At 33.9% G+C, this 19,973-nt stretch carries 18 protein-coding genes; 3 read left to right on the top strand and 15 right to left on the bottom strand.

Features of this window, described 5'->3' with window-relative positions; all coding sequences use genetic code 11:
• Window positions 1-147 precede the first annotated feature (147 nt).
• The 11 genes from mtaB to gpr form a co-directional block, all read right to left on the bottom strand.
• Window positions 148-1,482, bottom strand: a complete 1,335-nt coding sequence (gene mtaB, locus CN925_RS11350) for a tRNA (N(6)-L-threonylcarbamoyladenosine(37)-C(2))-methylthiotransferase MtaB (protein WP_098846346.1) — start codon at window positions 1,480-1,482, stop codon at window positions 148-150.
• A 4-nt stretch (window positions 1,483-1,486) separates the two neighbouring features.
• Entirely contained in the window at window positions 1,487-2,239 is a 753-nt protein-coding gene (locus CN925_RS11355) for a 16S rRNA (uracil(1498)-N(3))-methyltransferase (RefSeq protein ID WP_098846347.1), read from the bottom strand.
• Between the two features lies 1 nt (window position 2,240).
• A complete protein-coding gene (prmA, locus tag CN925_RS11360) occupies window positions 2,241-3,191 on the bottom strand; it encodes a 50S ribosomal protein L11 methyltransferase (protein WP_098846348.1) in 951 nt (316 codons plus the stop codon).
• Between the two features lie 148 nt (window positions 3,192-3,339).
• On the bottom strand, window positions 3,340-4,470 hold the full coding sequence (gene dnaJ, locus CN925_RS11365) for a molecular chaperone DnaJ (RefSeq protein ID WP_098846349.1): 1,131 nt from the start codon (window positions 4,468-4,470) through the stop codon (window positions 3,340-3,342).
• 169 nt (window positions 4,471-4,639) lie between these two features.
• Window positions 4,640-6,463 carry a molecular chaperone DnaK gene (gene dnaK / locus CN925_RS11370; protein WP_098846350.1) on the bottom strand — a complete coding sequence of 608 codons (1,824 nt, stop codon included), beginning with the start codon at window positions 6,461-6,463 and terminating at the stop codon, window positions 4,640-4,642.
• Between the two features lie 70 nt (window positions 6,464-6,533).
• On the bottom strand, window positions 6,534-7,106 hold the full coding sequence (gene grpE / locus CN925_RS11375; RefSeq protein WP_098846351.1) for a nucleotide exchange factor GrpE: 573 nt from the start codon (window positions 7,104-7,106) through the stop codon (window positions 6,534-6,536).
• A 57-nt stretch (window positions 7,107-7,163) separates the two neighbouring features.
• Window positions 7,164-8,192 (bottom strand): heat-inducible transcriptional repressor HrcA, encoded by a 1,029-nt coding sequence (gene hrcA, locus CN925_RS11380; protein ID WP_098846352.1) that lies wholly within the window; start codon window positions 8,190-8,192, stop codon window positions 7,164-7,166.
• Between the two features lie 190 nt (window positions 8,193-8,382).
• On the bottom strand, window positions 8,383-9,519 hold the full coding sequence (hemW, locus tag CN925_RS11385; protein WP_098846353.1) for a radical SAM family heme chaperone HemW: 1,137 nt from the start codon (window positions 9,517-9,519) through the stop codon (window positions 8,383-8,385).
• Between the two features lie 260 nt (window positions 9,520-9,779).
• Complete coding sequence (gene lepA, locus CN925_RS11390) at window positions 9,780-11,600, bottom strand: translation elongation factor 4 (protein WP_098846354.1); 1,821 nt, start codon at window positions 11,598-11,600, stop codon at window positions 9,780-9,782.
• Between the two features lie 109 nt (window positions 11,601-11,709).
• Complete coding sequence (locus CN925_RS11395; protein ID WP_098846355.1) at window positions 11,710-12,060, bottom strand: DUF3679 domain-containing protein; 351 nt, start codon at window positions 12,058-12,060, stop codon at window positions 11,710-11,712.
• Between the two features lie 24 nt (window positions 12,061-12,084).
• The gene (gene gpr / locus CN925_RS11400; RefSeq protein WP_098846356.1) at window positions 12,085-13,185 is read right to left on the bottom strand and encodes a GPR endopeptidase; all 1,101 of its coding nucleotides are present in this window, start codon (window positions 13,183-13,185) and stop codon (window positions 12,085-12,087) included.
• A 219-nt stretch (window positions 13,186-13,404) separates the two neighbouring features.
• On the opposite strand from gpr, the gene rpsT reads away from it, so the two are divergent.
• Window positions 13,405-13,671 carry a 30S ribosomal protein S20 gene (gene rpsT, locus CN925_RS11405; protein ID WP_056472820.1) on the top strand — a complete coding sequence of 89 codons (267 nt, stop codon included), beginning with the start codon at window positions 13,405-13,407 and terminating at the stop codon, window positions 13,669-13,671.
• A 60-nt stretch (window positions 13,672-13,731) separates the two neighbouring features.
• Here rpsT and CN925_RS11410 read toward each other — a convergent pair whose 3' ends face one another.
• Window positions 13,732-14,538, bottom strand: a complete 807-nt coding sequence (locus tag CN925_RS11410) for an aminoglycoside adenylyltransferase domain-containing protein (protein WP_098846357.1) — start codon at window positions 14,536-14,538, stop codon at window positions 13,732-13,734.
• Between the two features lie 169 nt (window positions 14,539-14,707).
• Window positions 14,708-15,712 carry a DNA polymerase III subunit delta gene (holA, locus tag CN925_RS11415; RefSeq protein ID WP_180232935.1) on the bottom strand — a complete coding sequence of 335 codons (1,005 nt, stop codon included), beginning with the start codon at window positions 15,710-15,712 and terminating at the stop codon, window positions 14,708-14,710.
• Window positions 15,713-15,921: 209 nt separating this feature from the next.
• Here holA and CN925_RS11420 point away from each other — a divergent pair, with 209 nt between their 5' ends.
• Window positions 15,922-16,056, top strand: a complete 135-nt coding sequence (locus tag CN925_RS11420) for a YqzM family protein (RefSeq protein ID WP_098846359.1) — start codon at window positions 15,922-15,924, stop codon at window positions 16,054-16,056.
• A 40-nt stretch (window positions 16,057-16,096) separates the two neighbouring features.
• Here the strand turns inward: CN925_RS11420 and CN925_RS11425 are convergent, their stop codons facing one another.
• Together CN925_RS11425 and CN925_RS11430 are read right to left on the bottom strand one after the other, a co-directional pair.
• Window positions 16,097-18,439, bottom strand: coding sequence for a DNA internalization-related competence protein ComEC/Rec2 (locus CN925_RS11425; RefSeq protein WP_098846360.1), 2,343 nt, complete (start codon window positions 18,437-18,439; stop codon window positions 16,097-16,099).
• Window positions 18,440-18,445: 6 nt separating this feature from the next.
• Window positions 18,446-19,063 carry a helix-hairpin-helix domain-containing protein gene (locus CN925_RS11430; RefSeq protein ID WP_098846361.1) on the bottom strand — a complete coding sequence of 206 codons (618 nt, stop codon included), beginning with the start codon at window positions 19,061-19,063 and terminating at the stop codon, window positions 18,446-18,448.
• Between the two features lie 89 nt (window positions 19,064-19,152).
• Between CN925_RS11430 and comER the strand changes: the two genes are divergently transcribed.
• A complete protein-coding gene (comER, locus tag CN925_RS11435) occupies window positions 19,153-19,968 on the top strand; it encodes a late competence protein ComER (protein WP_098846362.1) in 816 nt (271 codons plus the stop codon).
• Window positions 19,969-19,973 lie beyond the last annotated feature (5 nt).

A 19,973-nucleotide genomic window follows, 5' to 3' on the forward strand; every position in this document is an offset into this window, starting at 1 on the left:
TTATTTCACCTCTATCCTTATATTGTGTATAGAGATTACTTTACATTACAGGTAGTTTGAGGGAATTCGTTATTTCGTTTTAAAAGGAACAAAAAAAGGATCAATAATCCAGATAAACTCTAGATTATCAATCCTTTTATTTTATCTTTAGTTAACAGCTACATCTTCTAGTACTCGGACAAATTCACCTTTATTAACTGGGTAACCCGCTTTTGCGATTTTAACTTTTACAATTTTACCGATCATGTCTTCTGTTCCTTCGAACACGACTTTTAGATAATTGTCTGTGTAACCAATTAATAGTCCTTCTGCGCCATCTTCAGTATACTTTTCTTCTGGAATAACTTCTAGAACATCTCCATCAAACATTGATGCGTATTCTTTTGCAAGTTGATTTGATAATTCAATTAAACGATGTACACGTTCATTTTTAATTTCTTCGTCAACTTGATCTTCCATACGTGCAGCTGGTGTTCCTGTACGTTTAGAGTATGGGAATACATGTAATTCAGAGAATTTATTATCTCGGATGAAATTGTATGTTTCCATAAACTCTTCTTCAGTTTCACCTGGGAAACCTACGATTACATCTGATGTAATTGAACAGTTTGGTAAAACCTCACGTAATTTTTCAATTCTCTCAGCAAATTCAGCCATTGTGTATTTACGACGCATACGTTTTAAGACCGTATCTGATCCAGATTGTAATGGTACGTGTAAGTGACGAACGACAATATTTGAATGACGAAGAACTTCAATTACTTCATCTGTAATTTGACTAGCTTCAATTGAAGAAATACGAACACGTTTTAATCCTTCAACTGTTTCTAAATCTTTTAATAACATGGCTAAATTGTAATCTTTCATGTCTTGACCGTATCCACCAGTGTGAATACCAGTTAAAACAATTTCCTTATAGCCTGATTCTACTAATTGCGTAGCTTGTTTGACAACTTCTTTTGGATCACGAGAACGCATTAAACCACGTGCCCATGGAATAATACAAAATGTACAGAAGTTATTACAACCTTCTTGAATTTTTAAAGAAGCACGTGTACGGTCAGTAAAAGCAGGTACATCTAGCTCTTCATAAACTCGTGCTTTCATAATGTTTCCAACGCCATTGATTGGTTGGCGTTCTACACGGTATTGCTCGATATAATCCAACATTTTCGTACGGTCCTGTGTACCAACAACGATATCCACCCCAGGAATTGCCATGATTTCGGCTGGAGATGTTTGTGCATAACATCCAGTTACACAAATTACAGCATCTGGATTTTTGCGCACGGCACGACGGATTACTTGTCTACTTTTTTTGTCACCTGTATTTGTAACTGTACAAGTATTAATTACATAAACGTCAGCTTTCGTCTCGTATTCTGTACGTTCATAGCCTGCTGCTTTAAACAGTTGCCAAATTGCTTCTGTTTCGTAATGGTTAACTTTACAACCTAATGTATGAAAAGCTACTTGTGGCATTTCTTCACCCCATTAATTCAAAATGAAAGGAGGCAGCAGCTAAAACATAAAATGGTGCTGTTTCTGTTCGTAGAATTCTTGGTCCAAGTCCACATAGCTTAGCACCTTTTTCTTCTAGCTGATTAACTTCTTTTTCTGACAAACCACCTTCAGGTCCGAAAACTACTAGTAATCGTGAGCCTTCCTTTAATGATTGGAATGTCTGAACAAGCCCTGCTGATTCTCCTGTTTTTGCACTTTCTTCATATGCAACAATACAAGCATCATAATGCTGTATTGAGTTAAGTAATTGTTGAAAAGTTGCTGGTTGTTCCACCGAAGGTACAATAAATCGATAAGATTGTTCTGCCGCTTCTTTTGCAATTTTTTGCCATCTATCAACCTTTTTACCAGCTTTTTTATCATCCAATTTAACAATTGATCTAGCTGCAGCAAAAGGTATAAAACTACAAGCTCCAAGCTCCGTACCTTTTTGAATGATTAACTCTAGTTTATCACCTTTTGGTAGTCCACTAGCAATCGTTATTGATATTGGTAATTCATTTGCATTCTCAACATATTCTACAACAGCTGCAGTTATTTGTTCACTAGAAATATTTGTAAGTGTACAACGAACAGTTGAGGAACCTGGAACTGTACAAATAATTTCTTGATTTAGCTTCATTCGCATAACATTTGCGATATGATGCGCATCATCACCAGTTATTGTGACTAGATCATTTTGCAACTGTGTTTCTTCTATAAAATATCTTTGCATGTTACATTCCTTGTTCTGGCTTTTTTGCAATAATTGCAACCCAGTCCTCTAAATGTAATACTTCCTTCACTTCAAAACCAACTCGATTAAGCTCATTTTCAATGTCTTCTTGTTTAGAACCAATAATTCCTGAAGAAATAAATGTTCCACCTGGTTCTAAAACAGTAAACACATCGTCTACGAAACGAAGAATAATTTCAGCAAGTAAGTTCGCTACAACTACTTGGAACGGACCTTCAATTCCTTGTAGTAAGTTACCTTGGCCAACTTTTATGACATCATCAACTTTGTTTAATACAACGTTTTCTCTTGCACTTCGAACAGCTACATCGTCTAAATCATAAGCTTCTATATTTGTAGAGCCAAGTTTAGCAGCTGCAATACTTAAAACTCCTGAACCAGTTCCAACATCGATTACACGGTCAGTCGGTTTAACAACTTTCTCAAGTGCACGAATACACATAACAGTTGTTGGATGAGTACCAGTACCAAACGCCATTCCCGGATCTAATTCAATAATTAATTCATCTGAAGATTTAACTTCATACTCTTCCCAAGAAGGTACAATTGTAAATCGATCTGAGATTGAAATTGGATGATAATATTTTTTCCATGCAGTAGCCCAATCCTCTTCGTTTACTTCATGCACAGTAAATGTATTTTTACCTAAATCAATATCATATGAAATTAAATTATTTATAGCTTCTTTTATTCCGTCGATCGTATCGTTTAAAAAACTATTCACAGGAAGGTATGCTTTAACAATTACACCTTCCTCTGGATAATCTTTTGGGTTAAGTTGGTAGATTTCACCGTAAACCTGTGCTCGCTCCTTCGTCAAATCAAACACATCCTCTATGACAACACCACTTGCACCAGCTTCGTGTAAAATGTTAGAAATCGGTTCAACCGCATCCTGTGTAGTGTGAATACTTAATTCTGACCATTTCATTAACTACCAACTCCATTCATACTCTCTTCTTTACTTGGCAATACCCTCTAATCATAGTCAGATTTAGAGGGTGCCATTAAAATTACTTCTTCTATTTAGTGTTTCCACTTTTTACCTTAACTAACGTACTGAATTAATTTCTTACCTATTATTCGCCAAAATTCTTAACTGCACGCTTTAACTTTGTAAAGAATGAATCGTGTTTATCGTCTTTTTGACTTTTGCCAATATTGTAAAACTCTTCAAGCAATTCTTTTTGACGGCTTGTTAGTTTTGTTGGTGTGATAACTTTTACGATTACGTGCTGATCACCTTGACCATATCCACGTACATCTTTAATTCCTTTACCTTTTAAACGCATTCTAGTGCCGGTTTGAGTTCCTGCAGGAATTTTCGTTTTTACTTTACCATGTAATGTTGGTACTTCAACTTCATCCCCTAAAGCGGCTTGTGCAAATGTTAATGGAAGCTCGCAGTAAACGTCATTACCATCACGTTCAAAGAATTCATGTTCACGAACATGGAATGCAATATATAAATCTCCAGCAGGACCACCATTTTTACCTGGTTCTCCTTGACCTGAAAGTCGAATTTGTTGACCATCATCGATACCAGCTGGTACTTTAACCATGATTTTCTTACGAGTTTTCACTCGGCCAGCACCGTGACAAGTATTACATTTATCTTTAATAATCTGACCAGTACCTTGACAGTGTGAACATGTTGTACGATTCACAATACGTCCAAATGGAGTATTTTGTTCAACACTCATTTGGCCTGAGCCATGACAATGTTTACATGTTTCTTTTGATGTACCAGGTTTTGCACCTGAACCACTACATGTATGACATGTTTCTTCAGTAGGAATTTCAATTTCTTTTTCCATTCCAAATGCTGCTTCTTCAAACTGGATTGTCATTGTATATTGTAAATCAGCCCCAGCTCTTGGTGCGTTCGGGTCACGACGACGTCCACCGCCACCTCCAAAAAACTGACTGAAAATATCTTCAAATCCACCGAATCCGCCGCCGCCAAATCCGCCACCACCAAATCCTTGGTTTGGATCTGTATGACCAAACTGATCATAATGAGCGCGTTTTTGATCATCTGATAAAGTTTCATATGCTTCTTGCACCTCTTTAAACTTTTCAGGTGCATCAGGATCTTTATTAACGTCTGGATGATACGTTTTTGCTAATTTACGAAACGATTTTTTTATCTCATCTTGTGATGCACTTTTACTTACACCAAGTACATCATAGTAATCACGTTTACTCATAGTGTTACAATCCGCTCCTTTCACATAAAGAATATTTTAACATAATCTCTGCTTTTCTAAAAGAAAAAGAAGAAGTCAAAGTCAAGGCTACCCTGACTTTGACTTCCCTTACTTTAGATATATGGTCTAGTTCCAGGCGTTCTGGACAAACGCCTTCCACTTTTCGGTATTATTTATCTTCTTTAACTTCTGTAAACTCAGCGTCTACTACGTCGTCTTGTTTCGCTTCGCCTTCAGCTCCACCTGCAGCTTGCTGTGCAGCAGCAGCTTGCTCATAAAGCTTCATCGTTAAAGCTTGAACGATTTCAGAAAGAGCATCTTTCTTCGTACGGATGTCATCTAAGTTACCAGATTCTAAAGCAGCTTTTAATGCGTCCTTAGCTTCGTTAGCTTTAGTAACCTCAGCTTCTTCAACTTTTCCTTCAAGATCTTTTAAAGTTTTCTCTACTTGGAATACTAATTGATCCGCTTCGTTTTTAAGATCAACTTCCTCTTTACGTTTTGCATCAGCTTCAGCATTTAGCTCAGCTTCTTTTACCATGCGTTCTACTTCTTCGTCACTTAAACCTGAAGAAGATTGAATTACGATGTTTTGCTCTTTTTGAGTTCCTAAGTCTTTTGCACGTACTGTTACGATACCATTTTTGTCGATATCGAATGATACTTCAATTTGTGGAATTCCACGTGGTGCTGGTGGGATATCCGCTAATTGGAAACGACCTAATGTTTTGTTATCAGCAGCCATTGGACGCTCACCTTGTAGAACGTGAATATCTACAGCAGGTTGATTATCAGCAGCTGTTGAGAATACTTGAGATTTGCTAGTTGGGATTGTTGTGTTACGGTCGATTAACTTCGTAAAAACGCCACCCATTGTTTCAATACCTAATGATAATGGAGTTACGTCTAATAATACTACGTCTTTAACATCACCAGTTAATACTCCACCTTGAATTGCAGCACCTAATGCTACTACTTCATCAGGGTTTACACCTTTATGTGGCTCTTTGCCTGTTTCTTTTTTGATTGCTTCTTGAACAGCAGGAATACGAGTAGATCCACCAACTAAGATTACTTTGTCAATTTGGCTAGCTGATAAACCAGCATCTTTCATTGCTTGACGAGTTGGGCCTAAAGTTCTTTCTACTAAGTTGTGAGAAAGCTCTTCGAATTTTGCACGAGTTAAGTTTAACTCTAAGTGTAATGGACCAGCTGCACCCATGCTAATGAATGGTAATGAAATTTGAGTTGAAGTAATACCTGATAAATCTTTCTTTGCTTTTTCAGCAGCATCTTTTAAACGTTGTAATGCCATTTTATCTTGGCTTAAGTCAACACCATTTTCTTTTTTGAATTCAGCTACTAAGTAATCAATGATCACTTGGTCGAAGTCATCTCCACCTAAACGGTTGTCACCAGCTGTAGCTTTAACTTCAAAAATTCCATCACCTAATTCAAGGATTGAAACGTCGAATGTACCGCCACCTAAGTCATAAACTAGGATTGTTTGGTCTTCATCCATTTTATCTAAACCGTATGCTAATGCAGCCGCAGTTGGCTCATTGATGATACGTTCAACTTCTAAACCAGCAATTTTACCAGCATCTTTAGTTGCTTGACGCTCAGCATCATTAAAGTATGCAGGTACTGTAATAACCGCTTTTGTTACTGTTTCACCTAAATAAGCTTCAGCAGATGCTTTTAAGTTTTGAAGAATGATTGCAGAAATCTCTTGTGGAGAATATTCTTTACCTTCAATGTTTTCTTTATGAGCAGTACCCATGTGACGTTTAATTGACATGATTGTGTTAGGGTTTGTAATTGCTTGACGTTTTGCTACTTCCCCAACTTGACGCTCACCATTTTTGAACGCAACAACTGACGGAGTTGTACGTCCACCCTCTGGATTCGGGATTACTTTTGGCTCTCCACCTTCTAATACTGCGACACAAGAGTTAGTTGTACCTAAGTCAATACCAATAATTTTACTCATTGCATGTTCCTCCTAAAATCTACATAAGTTATATTTTAGTTTTTTTAAAATTTTATATTCAACAAACTAATTACTCGTTTACTTTAACCATTGATGGACGAATTACTCTGTCCTTTAGTTTATAGCCTTTTTGGAATTCTTGTAGAATTTCATTAGATGGTTTAGAATCATCACTTTCTTGCATTACAGCTTGATGGACATTCGGATCGAATTGTTCACCAAGTGCCGGGATTTCTTCTACTCCTTCTTTTTTCACAGCTTCAACAAGCATACGGTAGACCATTTCCATCCCTTGTTTTAAAGAAGCAGTTTGCTCATCTGTTGCTTCAACTTGTAGTGCACGTTCGAAATTATCTAGTACTGGTAATAAATCAGTTACTAAACTTTGAGCACGATAAGTCATTAAAGATTGTTGGTCTAAAAGTGCACGACGTTTATAATTTTCGAAATCAGCATGTAGGCGTAAGTACTTATTTTCCTTCTCATCTACTTCAGCACGAAGTTTTTGAAGCTCATCTTCAGAAGAATTCACATCATCAGTTGTCTCTTCTGTATTTTCTTCTGTAAAGATTGAAGGCTCTTCAACAGTAGTTTCTTCATTCACTACTTCTTCATTTAAAAGTTCTTCCTGACGTTCTGTCATGTCACCTTCACCTCCTATTTTTTTATATGTAATCCATTGTTTCTTATCACAATGGATTTATTCAACATCCTTAGATGAAAATAATAAATTCAATTGCCCTGTTATTAAATGCATTAATGAGATTACTCGTGAGTATTCCATACGAGTTGGTCCTAATACTGCGATTGTACCAATTTGATCTTCGCCTAATGAATAGGTTGCACTAATGATACTTACATTTTCTAAACCAGACTTTTCATTTTCCTTACCAATTTTGACACTTAAACCCATCTGTTCAAAAGGAATAATACTTTTTAGTTCATCTTGCTTTTCAATCATGTTTAACAATACTTTCATTGTCTCTACATTATGAAATTCTGGTTGAGCTAAAATATTCGTTTTTCCACTTAGAATCAGCTTTTGTTCAATCGGTACGTCAATAGTTCCACCAATCATCTTAATTACACTTTCATAATTTGAAATATGCGTACGTAAAATCATGGCTATTTCTTTATAAAGCTTGTCATTTATTTGATGAATTGGAACATTTACTAGTCGCTCATTTAATATATTTACCATTTTTTCAATATCACTCATAGACACACCAGGCGGTATAGTTACTGTTCGATTTTTAACAATACCTGTGTCTGTCACAATAATTGATACTGCTGTATTAGGCCCTATTGGAATAAGCTGAATATTTTTAAGCTTATTTTCAGTAACTTTTGGTCCTAGAGCAATTGTTGTGTAATTTGTTAAATCAGATAGGATATCAGCTGAATTTTTTACAAGCTTTTCTATTTCAAAAATACGCTCGGCAAAAATACTTTTTATCGAACGAACATCATCTTCATTAACAATTTGTGGTGATAACAGATGGTCTACATAAAAACGATACCCTTTCTCAGAAGGGATTCGACCTGCAGAGCTATGAGGCTTTTCAATATAACCAAGTTCTTCTAAATCAGCCATCTCATTTCGTATCGTTGCTGAACTAAATGAAATACCTTCCTTTTTAGATAAACTCCTTGAACCAACAGGTTGTGCCATGCGAATAAAGTCATCGATAATAATTTGTAGAATCAATAACTGTCTTTCAGTCAACATGTTTATCACCTCTATTAGCACTCTTATCTAGTGAGTGCTAAATATATTATTAACTTAACAAATCCTTTATACGATGTCAAGAAGTTAAAGGCAGGAATAAAGAAGAGCAAGTTGATTAATTAGGAAAGGATCGTTATTTAAATCCTCCCTAATCTCATCTACCTCTCTATTGTGTTCATACTTATTGCTTTTAAAGTAAGAATGCCTGAAATACTTCGTTTCCTAGTAACTTCCCTTTGTGGGTTAATCGAAGAAATACACCATTCATCTCAACTAATCCATCTTTCATTAGTTTTTCTATTACGTTCGGAAATACTTCATTAAATGTTGAACCAAATTTTTCTTGGAACTTTCTTTCCGAAACTCCCTCCATTTTACGAAGCCCTAAAAACATTTCTTCTTCCATTTGTTCTTGTTTCGTTACTGTATGCTCATGAATAATTGGGACACCTGTGTCATCAATCAATTGAAAATATTTTTTTAATGGGCCTGCATTTGAATAGCGAATTCCATTAATATAGCCATGTGCACCTGCACCAAAACCAAAATACTCTTCATTATTCCAATATACAAGATTATGCTTACTTTCTAATCCATTTTTTTCAAAATTGCTAATTTCATATTGACGAAAGCCATTTTTTTCTAAATAGTTCATTAAAAAGTCATACATAGCCGCTTCATCTTCTTCTGGTGCTGGTTTCAGTTTTCCCCTATTCATTTCTATGTAAAAAACCGTTTTTGGTTCAATAATTAATGAATATGCTGAGATGTGCTGAATCGGTAGCTTCATTGCTTTATCTAAAGAATCAACGAATTGTTCCATTGTTTGACCAGGTAATGCATACATTAAATCAAGATTAATATTATCAATACCAACTTCTTTTGCAGTTTTGATTGCTTCTTCTATCTCATTTGGTGAATGTGTTCTTCCAATCTTTTTAAGTAAGCCTTCATCAAACGTTTGCGCTCCAAAACTAATTCGATTCACTCCACCATCTTTTAAGATTTGTAGCTTCTCTTTTGAAATCTCATTTGGATTACTTTCAAAAGTCATTTCGATATCTTTTTTCCCTTTAATAATATGGTTATTAATTATTTCTATCAGGCGCTTAGTTTGAGGTAATGTTAATGCAGTTGGAGTTCCTCCACCTACAAATACGGTTTTCAAATTCGAAATTGGATTTCTTTTTAAACTTTCAATAATTTCTTTCTCTAAATAGTCTAAATATTGATCAACCGGCTGACGGTCCATCATAAATTTATTAAAATCGCAGTAGTAACAAATCTGCTGACAAAATGGTATATGAATATAAACGGAAGATGCCATACCTTCTCCTCTTTTCTATGTGAAAAGCCCCTGATCCAATACCTTCTGAGGGTGTGAGATTCAGGGACTTTCGTTGATTTCAACTTTATGATTGTATATTTTCTTATGAAATTTGTCTAATTAATGGCTTTACTTTATTAATCATTATTTACATCTTATTTTTGATCCATAACAAATTTTAGTAAAAATTAATGCAACTAAATTTACAATGCCACCGCAATTTAATTACGGTGGCATCTCATCAACATCAATACTTAATATTAGTCATCCATACGTAAAACAGCCATGAATGCCTCTTGTGGTACCTCTACAGAACCAACAGCTTTCATTCGCTTTTTACCTTCTTTTTGCTTATCTAATAGCTTACGTTTACGAGAGATATCCCCACCGTAACATTTTGCTAATACGTTTTTACCCATTGACTTAATTGTTGAACGAGCAACAATTTTTTGTCCGATTGCCGCTTGAACTGGTACTTCGAACTGTTGTCTTGGAATTAGTTCTTTTAATTTATCAACGATAATTTTCCCACGATCATAAGCAGCATCTCTATGAACGATAAATGATAGAGCATCTACTTGTTCACCGTTTAATAAAATATCCATTTTCACAAGTTTAGAAACTTTGTAACCAATCAGTTCATAGTCAAATGAAGCATAACCTTTTGTACTTGATTTTAATTGGTCAAAGAAATCATAAACAATTTCAGATAATGGAATTTCATACGTTAACGTAACACGGTTTGCATCTAAATATTGCATATCGATAAAGTTTCCACGTTTCTTTTGGCAAAGTTCCATGATTGCTCCAACAAAATCATTTGGAACCATGATTTTTGCTTTTACGTAAGGCTCTTCTACTCGATCAATTGATTGAGGGTCTGGCATATGAGCAGGGTTATCAACGATAATCAAATCACCTTTTGTTGTGTAAACATTATAGATAACACTTGGTGCTGTTGTAATTAAATCAATTTTGAATTCACGTTCAATACGCTCTTGAATGATTTCCATGTGTAATAATCCTAAAAATCCACAACGGAAACCAAATCCTAAAGCTTGTGAAGTTTCAGCTTCAAATTGTAAAGCTGCATCATTTAATTGAAGTTTTTCAAGTGCATCACGTAAATCATTATATTTAGAAGTATCTATTGGATATAATCCACAGAATACCATAGGATTTAATTTACGATAACCTGGTAGTGGCTCGGTTGCTGGATTCTCAGCAAGAGTAATTGTATCCCCAACGCGAGTATCTCCAACATTTTTAATAGAAGCAGTTAAGAAACCTACGTCACCTACAGTTAACTCATCACGTTGTGTAGTACGAGGAGTAAATACTCCTGCTTCAACTACTTCGAATTCTTTACCAGTAGCCATCATTCTAATTTTTTGACCTACTTTTACAGTACCTTCTACAATACGAATATAAGCTACAACACCACGATATGGATCGAATAATGAATCAAAAATAAGTGCTTTTAAAGGCGCATCTGGATCCCCTGTTGGAGCTGGTACTTTTTCTACAATTTGTTCTAGAATTTCTTCTATTCCGATTCCTGCTTTAGCAGATGCTAATACTGCTTCAGAAGCATCTAAACCAATTACCTCTTCAACTTCTTGTCTTACACGTTCAGGCTCAGCACTCGGTAGGTCAATCTTATTAATAACTGGTAAAATTTCTAAATCATTGTCTAAAGCTAAATAGACGTTCGCCAATGTTTGTGCTTCGATACCTTGTGCAGCATCAACTACGAGAATTGCGCCTTCACAAGCTGCTAAACTACGTGAAACTTCATAAGTGAAGTCGACATGTCCAGGAGTATCAATTAAATGAAGAATATATTCTTCTCCATTTTTAGCTTTATATTGTAACTGCACAGCATTTAATTTAATGGTAATTCCACGTTCACGCTCTAAATCCATTGAGTCCAATAGCTGAGACTTCATCTCACGCTGTGTTAATGCATTTGTTTTCTCAAGAATTCTATCTGCTAATGTAGACTTTCCATGGTCAATGTGTGCGATGATTGAAAAGTTTCTAATTCTCTTTTGTCTTTCTGATCTTGACTCTTTATTCATTTCATCACTCCTAAATTTCTCGACAGCATAGATAGTTTTGATTATATCAAAAAAATAGGGAAATATTCAATCTATATTAGCAGTATATGTCGAATGAAGTTTAGAAGGTCTAATTTAAGCTATCAATAATAGAAGGAATTTTTTCAACAATCTTAATCCCTTTTTCAGTTACATACGCAACAAAATGAGATATTCCTTTTCCAACAACTGTAAAATAATTAAATGCCCCTAATCTTTCTAAATGATCTTCTCGAATTGCTAGTCCTTCTTTCGTGTAATCCTTTCCAAAAAGTACTGGACCAGCTTTCCCATCTTCTTTTGAAATTTTTACTACATCGTCTACATGATAGTAATCAGTCGAAGTAACTTTACTTATTCCATCTTTCGCAACTTGCATACAAGTAATGATCGTTATCGAAAAAATGATAATTAGCGTAAAATACCGAACCATATATTTCATGTGTTTCTCCTCACTTACGAAATATTAATGAGTATAAGAGCCAATATTATCTTGATTAATTTTAGAATGCAGCGCAGCGTTCATACCGCCAGCAATAATATTTGCCATATCTTCAATAAATGTATCCACTTCTTTTGGTGTAACCATTAAGTTATGACCTAGTGGTGACAATACCTCATGTATCAGTTTCCTTTTTTCATTCTCTTCAAGTGTTCCTACAATTCCCATAAATGCCATTCGTTCCTTTTCACCAGGCATATCTTCGTCGGTATACTTTTTCTTTTCTCCAAATGCCATACCTGAAGGAATTAACGCTTTAGCTGGCTTGTCTCCTTCTTTTATTTCACGTCCAAAATGTTTTAAAATGAAGTCAATTGTATCACTTGTAATCGCAACAGCATCAACAACGGTTGGAACACCAATCGCAATAACCGGAATACCTAGTGTTTCCTTACTTAATTCCTTCCGTTTATTTCCTATTCCAGAACCTGGATGAATGCCATTATCTGTAATTTGGATTGTTGTATTAACGCGCTCAATAGATCTTGCTGCAAGTGCATCAATCGCAATGACAAAATCTGGTTTTACTTTTTCAATGACACCTGAAATAATATCGCTCGTTTCAATACCAGTGATCCCCATTACGCCTGGAGATAAAGCACAAACTGGACGATAACCATCTTGTACACTTTCAGGCTGTAGTTCAAAAAGATGCTTCGTGACAACTAAATTTTCAACAACCATTGGCCCAAGTGCATCAGGAGTTACATTCCAATTTCCTAAACCGACAACTAAACAAGTTTGATCTTCCGTAATTCCTAAATTTTTTAAGAATGCAGAAAACTCGTTTGCAAAAACCTTTTCAACCTTTTCTTGAAGCTCAGTATCTTGTTCACGAATCCCTTGAACTTGAAGTGTTAAATAATTACCTGGCTTTTTACCAATTCTTTCAGATGCGGACTCTTTAATATGAACATGAGAAATACTTACACCATCAGCTTCTCGTTCTTTAACGATGACACCGGTAATTTCTTCCTTTGTCTGTTCTCGCTCCTCGAGCATCTCTTTTGCTTCTACTGCTAAATCTGTTCGAACACTATATTGACTTAAATCTAATTCACTCATTTATCTAGCCTCCACAATACTCATCGAAATTTAACAATTCTCTTCTTAACTAGTTTAGCTAGATGTTACCAATTCTAAACGAATTGTTTATTTTTCTTTTGAAAAGGCGAAAATAGCTTTATGAATTCTATTGCCAAATGGGACTTGTTTTGATAAAATAAGTTTTGTTCTATTTGTATTCGAGGCAAATTTCTCGACTGCATTCGGGAGGTGAAAGGTATGCCAAATATTAAATCAGCTATTAAACGTGTAAAAACAGCTGAAGCTCATCGTGCTCACAACGCATCTCTAAAATCAGAAATGCGTACTGCAGTGAAAACTGTTGAAGCTTTAGTTACTAATAACGAAACTGAAAAAGCGCAAGAAGCTTTATTAACTGCTTCTAAAAAATTAGATAAAGCTGTTAACAGCAATCTAATCCACAAAAACGCTGCTTCACGTCAAAAATCTCGTTTAGCTAAAAAAGTTAACGCTATGAACGCGTAATGAATGAAATGGTGTCTCAGCTGAGACACCATTTTTTCGTACAATAAAGTATCAGATAAATTATCTAATTTTATTACATTCGCGAATGATAAACTCCATGTAGTCAATCGCATCTTTTCTTCTTGTAAAAATCGATTTGTAATAGGATTTTTTATGATCTGTTCGTAATCTCAATGACTCATTAATAATCTTATGCCATCTTTTAGGAACTGACTTTAAAGCATATTCACCCGCTCCTACTTTTGATGTAATATCTTTTTCTTTCAATGTGTAATAAATTCGAGATACTCCTAAAACTCCCCATTCAATACTTCTTAAACTGACAATTAAACTCAAATAGTTAACTGTAGGGAACTTTTTACAATTATTTAACCAGCTAAGCCAATAAGAATTAAGATTATTCCTCATATTAGATAGTAGTGTATCCCAGTTTACTGAAATATCTACATTATCAAAATTTAGCCCCCTAACAGTTATACCGTATGTTTTTAATTGAAAAACATCGATCGAATTCTGCTCAAATATATTTAAACCTTGAAACTGCCCATCATTGAAACGAATACATAATTTCCCTTCTTCATTTAAAGACTGCAAATCTTCTTTAAAAATATACCACCCATCTAAAATTGTATTTGGAAATTTTCTTTGCATATCTTTATGAATATCTCTCAGTATTTTTACATCAGCTTCAGAAACTTTGCGCTTTACAACAGCTATAAAATCGATATCGCTAAATCCATTCTTAAAAGCACTTAAAGTAATCGAGCCATAAAGATAAAAAGAATCGATTAAATTAGGTAATTTCAAATCAAAATAATGAAAGTAAGTATCTAATACATCGTTTATTTCTTTAGGAATTCCAGCCATTCATCTCTCTCCCAAACACCTTTTATAGGAAATCTTTTACAATTCCTACATTATAACAGATTGTATTGGTAATAGACTGAATTTTATAGACTTTTATATGATAAAAAATGGCAGCCCAATTTAACGATTGGACTGCCATTTTTTATTCTTTATGTCGGTTTTTCTTAAATTATTTATTTAATTGAAGAATTAACATTTCAAGGATCATGACCTTATCTCCTTGACCAGTCTTCATTTTATAATCAACTTCAGCAATTAATCGTATCGCTTCTTTCAATTCACTTGCTTGAAAGTTATTCGCTTGCTTTTGTCCATAAAACACTCTCCCTGGGGATACACCTACTGAGGAGGCAATTTGATTATTTGAATAGCCACTACTTGATAATTGCTTTATTCCATATAATAATCTAAACTGACTAGCTAACAATGCAACTATTTTTATCGGTTCTTCGCCAATAAATAATAATTCATGAAGAATTTTCAGTGCCTCAGTTGTTTGTCTTACCGCTGTTTTTTCGATAAGAGAAAAAACATTTTGTTCAATTGTTTTTGCTACCATCATTTCTACTAGGTCTGCATCAACTTCGCCTTCATTTCCAATAAACAATTGTAACTTCTCACATTCAAGTTTTAAGATTGATAAATTATTTCCAACGAGTAATTTTAGCTTTTCAATTGCCTCTTTAGTAATTGTTACATTCCCAGTAAAACGCTCTTTAATCCAACCGTCTAAATTATTCGTTTCAACCGGGTGGCACTCAACTAGCTCTACTTGTTTTTTCAAGGCTTTTGTTACCTTTTTCCGTTCGTCCAATTTTTCATAAGCAGCCACAAAAACAACAGTAGTAAATGGCGCAGGATTTTCAATATAATCAAATAATGGTTCTAGATCTTGTACAATTTTTTCTTTTTGAGCTGTTAAAAACAAACATGATTTTATGATGATGACCTTATTCCCACCAAAAAAGGACGGTGTTTGAGCATCCTCAAGAGCTTCACTTAAATAAGACTCTTTTAAATCATATGTTTGATAGTTAAAATCATCAATTTCTCCTTGTAAAGCTGCTTTCACGATTAAGTTTTCCGCTTCTTGAAGTAAAAAATCTTCAGTACCTACCAATAAATACATTGGCGATACATTCTTTTTCAATTTTTTATGTAAATCATTAATCATGTTTTGCACCTCTACACTAATTTTCTTAGTATAGTATAACATGTCCTACATGAGAAGGAAGAGATTAGTAAATACTAATCTCTAATTTATATAAACGTTTTAAATAAAGACCCGGTTTCTTCATTTAAAACGGTATAACTAAAACAAACATACTATGGATTTTTTAGTTATATTGATTTATACTAAAATTGATATAGGAGGGGTTATTTGTGAATACTTTTGAAAAAAATGTTCAAAGCAAACGTAATGATTCAACAGATTCTGGTGTTGGTTTCGTTGTTTCATTTGGTTTCTTCGCTACTCTATTTATCATCGCAACAATTGTTGAGTTTGTTGCACGATAATACATAGAACCAATTGATGGGGCTGCCTCGGCAGTCTTTTTTAATTTCCTTCTTGGTTTCTGCTATTTGTTTTACGATATGCTTTAAATGTATAAATGGTACCTTGTCCACTTTTAAATTCATAAGTTATTGCACCAAGTTCATCAGTTCGTAAGATTTTAACATTGTACTTTTTTAATCGTTCAAGTACTTCATGTGTCGGATGACCATATCGATTTTTTCCCCCTACTGATATAATGCCAATTTGAGGCATAACGGCTTTAATAAATTGTTCGGAAGTCGATGTTTTACTCCCATGATGACCTATTTTCAAAACATCTGCCTTTAAATCATGATATTTAGAGAGCAGCCGATTTTCTCCATTTTCATCTAAATCACCAGAAAATAACCAATTCTTCCCACCTATGAATGCCTTTAGAACAATTGACCCTTCGTTTTCCTCACCTACATAATCTTTAATCGGAGAAATAACTTCAAAATAATTCGAACCCGTTTTCCAATTCATACCTTCGCTTATTTTTATAATCTCGACTCCTTTTTTTCTAGCTATATTAATTCGTTCTTTTTCAGCTGAAGTAAATTTCGTCTTATCACCTACGATTAATTGTTTCACATGATATGATTGTAGCACCTCCTTTCCACCTCCAATATGATCGATATCACCATGTGTAAATATTAATTTATCTATTTTACTAATTCCTTCACCTTTTAAAATTGGAATCAATAGATCCATGCCTGTCGAAAATGTTTTTTTGCGCTTCATCCACGTTTCTTCTTTTCCAGTTAATTTACCTCCTGTATCAATTACATAATTCCCTTTATTAAAAGGTAATTTTATAAGTATACAGTCACCTTGTCCTACATCTATAAACATAATCTTTCCAACTGGGTTCATATAGGGATAAATCAAATGCCCGCTAATAAGAATAAAAAATCCAATCAAACAAATAGTTAATAACTTTTTCTCTCTCTTATCTTCCATAAAATATAAAATTAAAAATATTAGCAAGATATAAATAAACAGAATTTCTTTTGAAGGATGTGTAAAAATCAACTTAATAAATGGCAATTGCATACATATACTCAGTAATTTATCTGATATGTTAATAAAGAAAGTTAGCAGTAGCGTTAACTGTTCGCTAATTTCAAAATTAATAAAACTTAAACCAAAACTAATAATACATAGCGGCATAATAATAAAATTAATATAAGGAATGAAAAGTAAGTTAATGATTATACTGTATGGTGATAATTCATGAAAATTAAAAAGTAAGATCGGGATTGATACTAACTGAGTAATACTAGATGTATAAAGAGCCTTTGCATACCAAGATTTGTAATTTAAAATTTGTTCTGAGGTTAAAACAAGTACAAAACTTGTCACAAAGGAAAATTGAAATCCAATATCATCAATATAATTAGGTTTCACCAATAGCATGATTATGCAAGAAGCGAATAAAAGGGCAGTAATGTCGATTTTCATTTTTGCTAACTTGTATATGCAAACTAACACACCTATAATAACCGCTCTGACAACTGACGCTTGAGCACCTGCTAGAAATCCATATATCATAATACACAATATCGTTATAAATAAGCTGTTTTCTTTCGTTACGCCGATTCTAATTAGTAAAAAATAAACGCCAAGACTCAATAAACTAATATGAGAACCACTAATCGCAAGTAAATGTACGATTCCTACAATTTGATATTGAGATTCCGTAGTTGCATTCATTTTTGATCGTTCCCCAAATAGGAGAGCATTAATATATCCTTCTGTATTGGAATCAAAATTCTCCTCTACATATTTAGTTAAAGCATGTCGAATATCGTTTATTGATTGAATGATCGTTCGTTTTCCATCATTACAATCCACTAAACTATTTGGATTAGCAGTAATAATCCAGTAAATTCCTTGATTTAATAAGTACTTTCTATAATTAAATAAGTATGGATTCGAATTTTCTAAAGGCATTGTAACTTCACCTTTTACTTCACATATTTCACCTATTTTTCTATTTTGAAAAACTTTTAATTGTTCTTTCGTATTTGCAAAACTATTTAGTAAGATTTCTTGATTATTGAGTTTAAATGTAAATGAAACTTTATTTCCATCTATTATTGGAGTCGAGATGATTTCACCTCGTACATTTTGCGAAGGCTTTTGTTTAGGGGATTTCATATTATTGTTTTGTAGGTAACATATACTAGACGTAATACATAGCGAAAGTATACAAATTAATAAAATTAGCCATCTTTTCTTTCCGACTAAAAAAATCATTAAAAAAAGTAATATTAAAATAAAAAATAAATTATAGTTTTTAAAAAAGACGATTGTTATTATTTGTATAAAAACAATATAAGCTAGGTAAATACTCTTCATTTGTATTTATCGAATGACAATAAACGGAGTCATTTTTTCAAGCGATTTTTTGCCGATTCCATTTACAGATTCTAATTGTTCTACTGAAGTAAATGGTCCGTTTTGATCAATATAATCTAAAATATTTTTTGCTTTTGATGGGCCTACACCAGGTATTTTTTCCAATTCTGATTGTGATGCATGGTTTATATCGATCATCTCATTTTGGTTCGTTCCATCTCCCGTATTTTTAATTATGGTTTGATCAGTTTCTTCTCCAATAAACGGTACATAAATGACCATCTCATCAAACGTTTTTTCAGCTAAATTAACCTTATTAACATCAGCTTTTTCTTTAAATCCTCCCGCTAATCTAATTACGTCAATCACACGTTCTCCTTCTTTGCATTGAAATACACCTGGTTTTTGTATTGCACCTTTTACATCAACCATGAATACTTTTGAATTCACTGGAACAATTTCTTCTTTTTTCTGATCATCATTTTTCTTTACTGTTTCTACTTTAGGCGATTGCTTTGCGAAAACTACTTCATTTTTACTTTTAATTTGATAAAAATTTACGACTAAAATCCCGACAATTACTACACAGATCCAAACCAATTTGTTATGAATTAACTTCTTCATTTATTTCCTCCATTTTAACTTATATCATTATTTTCGACCTTGCTTCATATAGTGTAGGAGAGAATGTATGCAAAGGAAGGGATGTACTCATGAACGTAGGAATCATAGGTACAGGAAATATGGGTACCATTTTGCTCAATGGATTAATAAAATCAAATGCAGTAAAGCCCTCCGAATTAACTATTACAAACCGGTCAATGTATAAAGCTTATGAGCTAAAAAATATATATCCTGATTTAAATGTTGTTGAGACTGCTAAAGAAGTAATTACCGCTTCAGAAATTGTATTAGTTTGCGTAAAACCTTTAGAAATGCAACCACTTTTTTCATCTTTACAAAAACATTTCACTAAAAAACATTGTGTTATATCAATCACTAGTCCAATTAAAGTTGAACAAATTGAAGCGATCTTACCTTGTCAAGTTGCACGCGTTATTCCAAGCATTACGAATCAAGCGTTGAGTGGGGTAACTTTAGTTAATTTCGGGAATCGTTGTACTGCTAAATGTAAGGAGCAAATAATCGAACTTTTTTCGAATATCTCTAAACCGGTCATGATTACAGAAGATATCACAAGAGTTTCATCAGATATCGCAAGCTGTGGGCCCGCTTTTTTTAGTTACTTGCTTCAAAAGTTTATTGATGCGGCTGTTTGTCAAACCTCAATTTCGAAGGAGCAAGCAACAATCTTGGCAGAAGAAATGATTATTGGTTTTGGAAAACTAATTGAACAAAAACATTTTACGCTTGAAACCCTTCAAGAAAAGGTATGTGTAAAAGGCGGAATTACTGGAGAAGGTATTAAAGTATTAGAGGCCCGGGTAGGAGATTTATTCGAAGAAATTTTTGAAAAAACACATGATAAGTTTGATAAGGAAATTGAGCGTGTAAAGGAACAATTTTGATTCTT

The sequence above is a fragment of the Bacillus sp. AFS055030 genome, assembly GCF_002574545.1.
Classification (GTDB): domain Bacteria; phylum Bacillota; class Bacilli; order Bacillales; family Bacillaceae_G; genus Gottfriedia.

Excerpts from the sequence above, each read along its gene's own strand:
- dnaK (WP_098846350.1), bottom strand. The coding sequence starts at position 6,463 with ATGAGTAAAATTATTGGTATTGACTTAGGTACAACTAACTCTTGTGTC.
- CN925_RS11410 (WP_098846357.1), bottom strand. The coding sequence starts at position 14,538 with ATGGCTGGAATTCCTAAAGAAATAAACGATGTATTAGATACTTACTTT.
- mtaB (WP_098846346.1), bottom strand. The coding sequence starts at position 1,482 with ATGCCACAAGTAGCTTTTCATACATTAGGTTGTAAAGTTAACCATTAC.
- lepA (WP_098846354.1), bottom strand. The coding sequence starts at position 11,600 with ATGAATAAAGAGTCAAGATCAGAAAGACAAAAGAGAATTAGAAACTTT.
- grpE (WP_098846351.1), bottom strand. The coding sequence starts at position 7,106 with ATGACAGAACGTCAGGAAGAACTTTTAAATGAAGAAGTAGTGAATGAA.
- hrcA (WP_098846352.1), bottom strand. The coding sequence starts at position 8,192 with ATGTTGACTGAAAGACAGTTATTGATTCTACAAATTATTATCGATGAC.
- rpsT (WP_056472820.1), top strand. The coding sequence starts at position 13,405 with ATGCCAAATATTAAATCAGCTATTAAACGTGTAAAAACAGCTGAAGCT.
- hemW (WP_098846353.1), bottom strand. The coding sequence starts at position 9,519 with ATGGCATCTTCCGTTTATATTCATATACCATTTTGTCAGCAGATTTGT.
- comER (WP_098846362.1), top strand. The coding sequence starts at position 19,153 with ATGAACGTAGGAATCATAGGTACAGGAAATATGGGTACCATTTTGCTC.
- prmA (WP_098846348.1), bottom strand. The coding sequence starts at position 3,191 with ATGAAATGGTCAGAATTAAGTATTCACACTACACAGGATGCGGTTGAA.
- dnaJ (WP_098846349.1), bottom strand. The coding sequence starts at position 4,470 with ATGAGTAAACGTGATTACTATGATGTACTTGGTGTAAGTAAAAGTGCA.
- holA (WP_180232935.1), bottom strand. The coding sequence starts at position 15,712 with ATGATTAATGATTTACATAAAAAATTGAAAAAGAATGTATCGCCAATG.
- CN925_RS11355 (WP_098846347.1), bottom strand. The coding sequence starts at position 2,239 with ATGCAAAGATATTTTATAGAAGAAACACAGTTGCAAAATGATCTAGTC.
- CN925_RS11425 (WP_098846360.1), bottom strand. The coding sequence starts at position 18,439 with ATGAAGAGTATTTACCTAGCTTATATTGTTTTTATACAAATAATAACA.
- CN925_RS11430 (WP_098846361.1), bottom strand. The coding sequence starts at position 19,063 with ATGAAGAAGTTAATTCATAACAAATTGGTTTGGATCTGTGTAGTAATT.
- CN925_RS11395 (WP_098846355.1), bottom strand. The coding sequence starts at position 12,060 with ATGAAATATATGGTTCGGTATTTTACGCTAATTATCATTTTTTCGATA.
- gpr (WP_098846356.1), bottom strand. The coding sequence starts at position 13,185 with ATGAGTGAATTAGATTTAAGTCAATATAGTGTTCGAACAGATTTAGCA.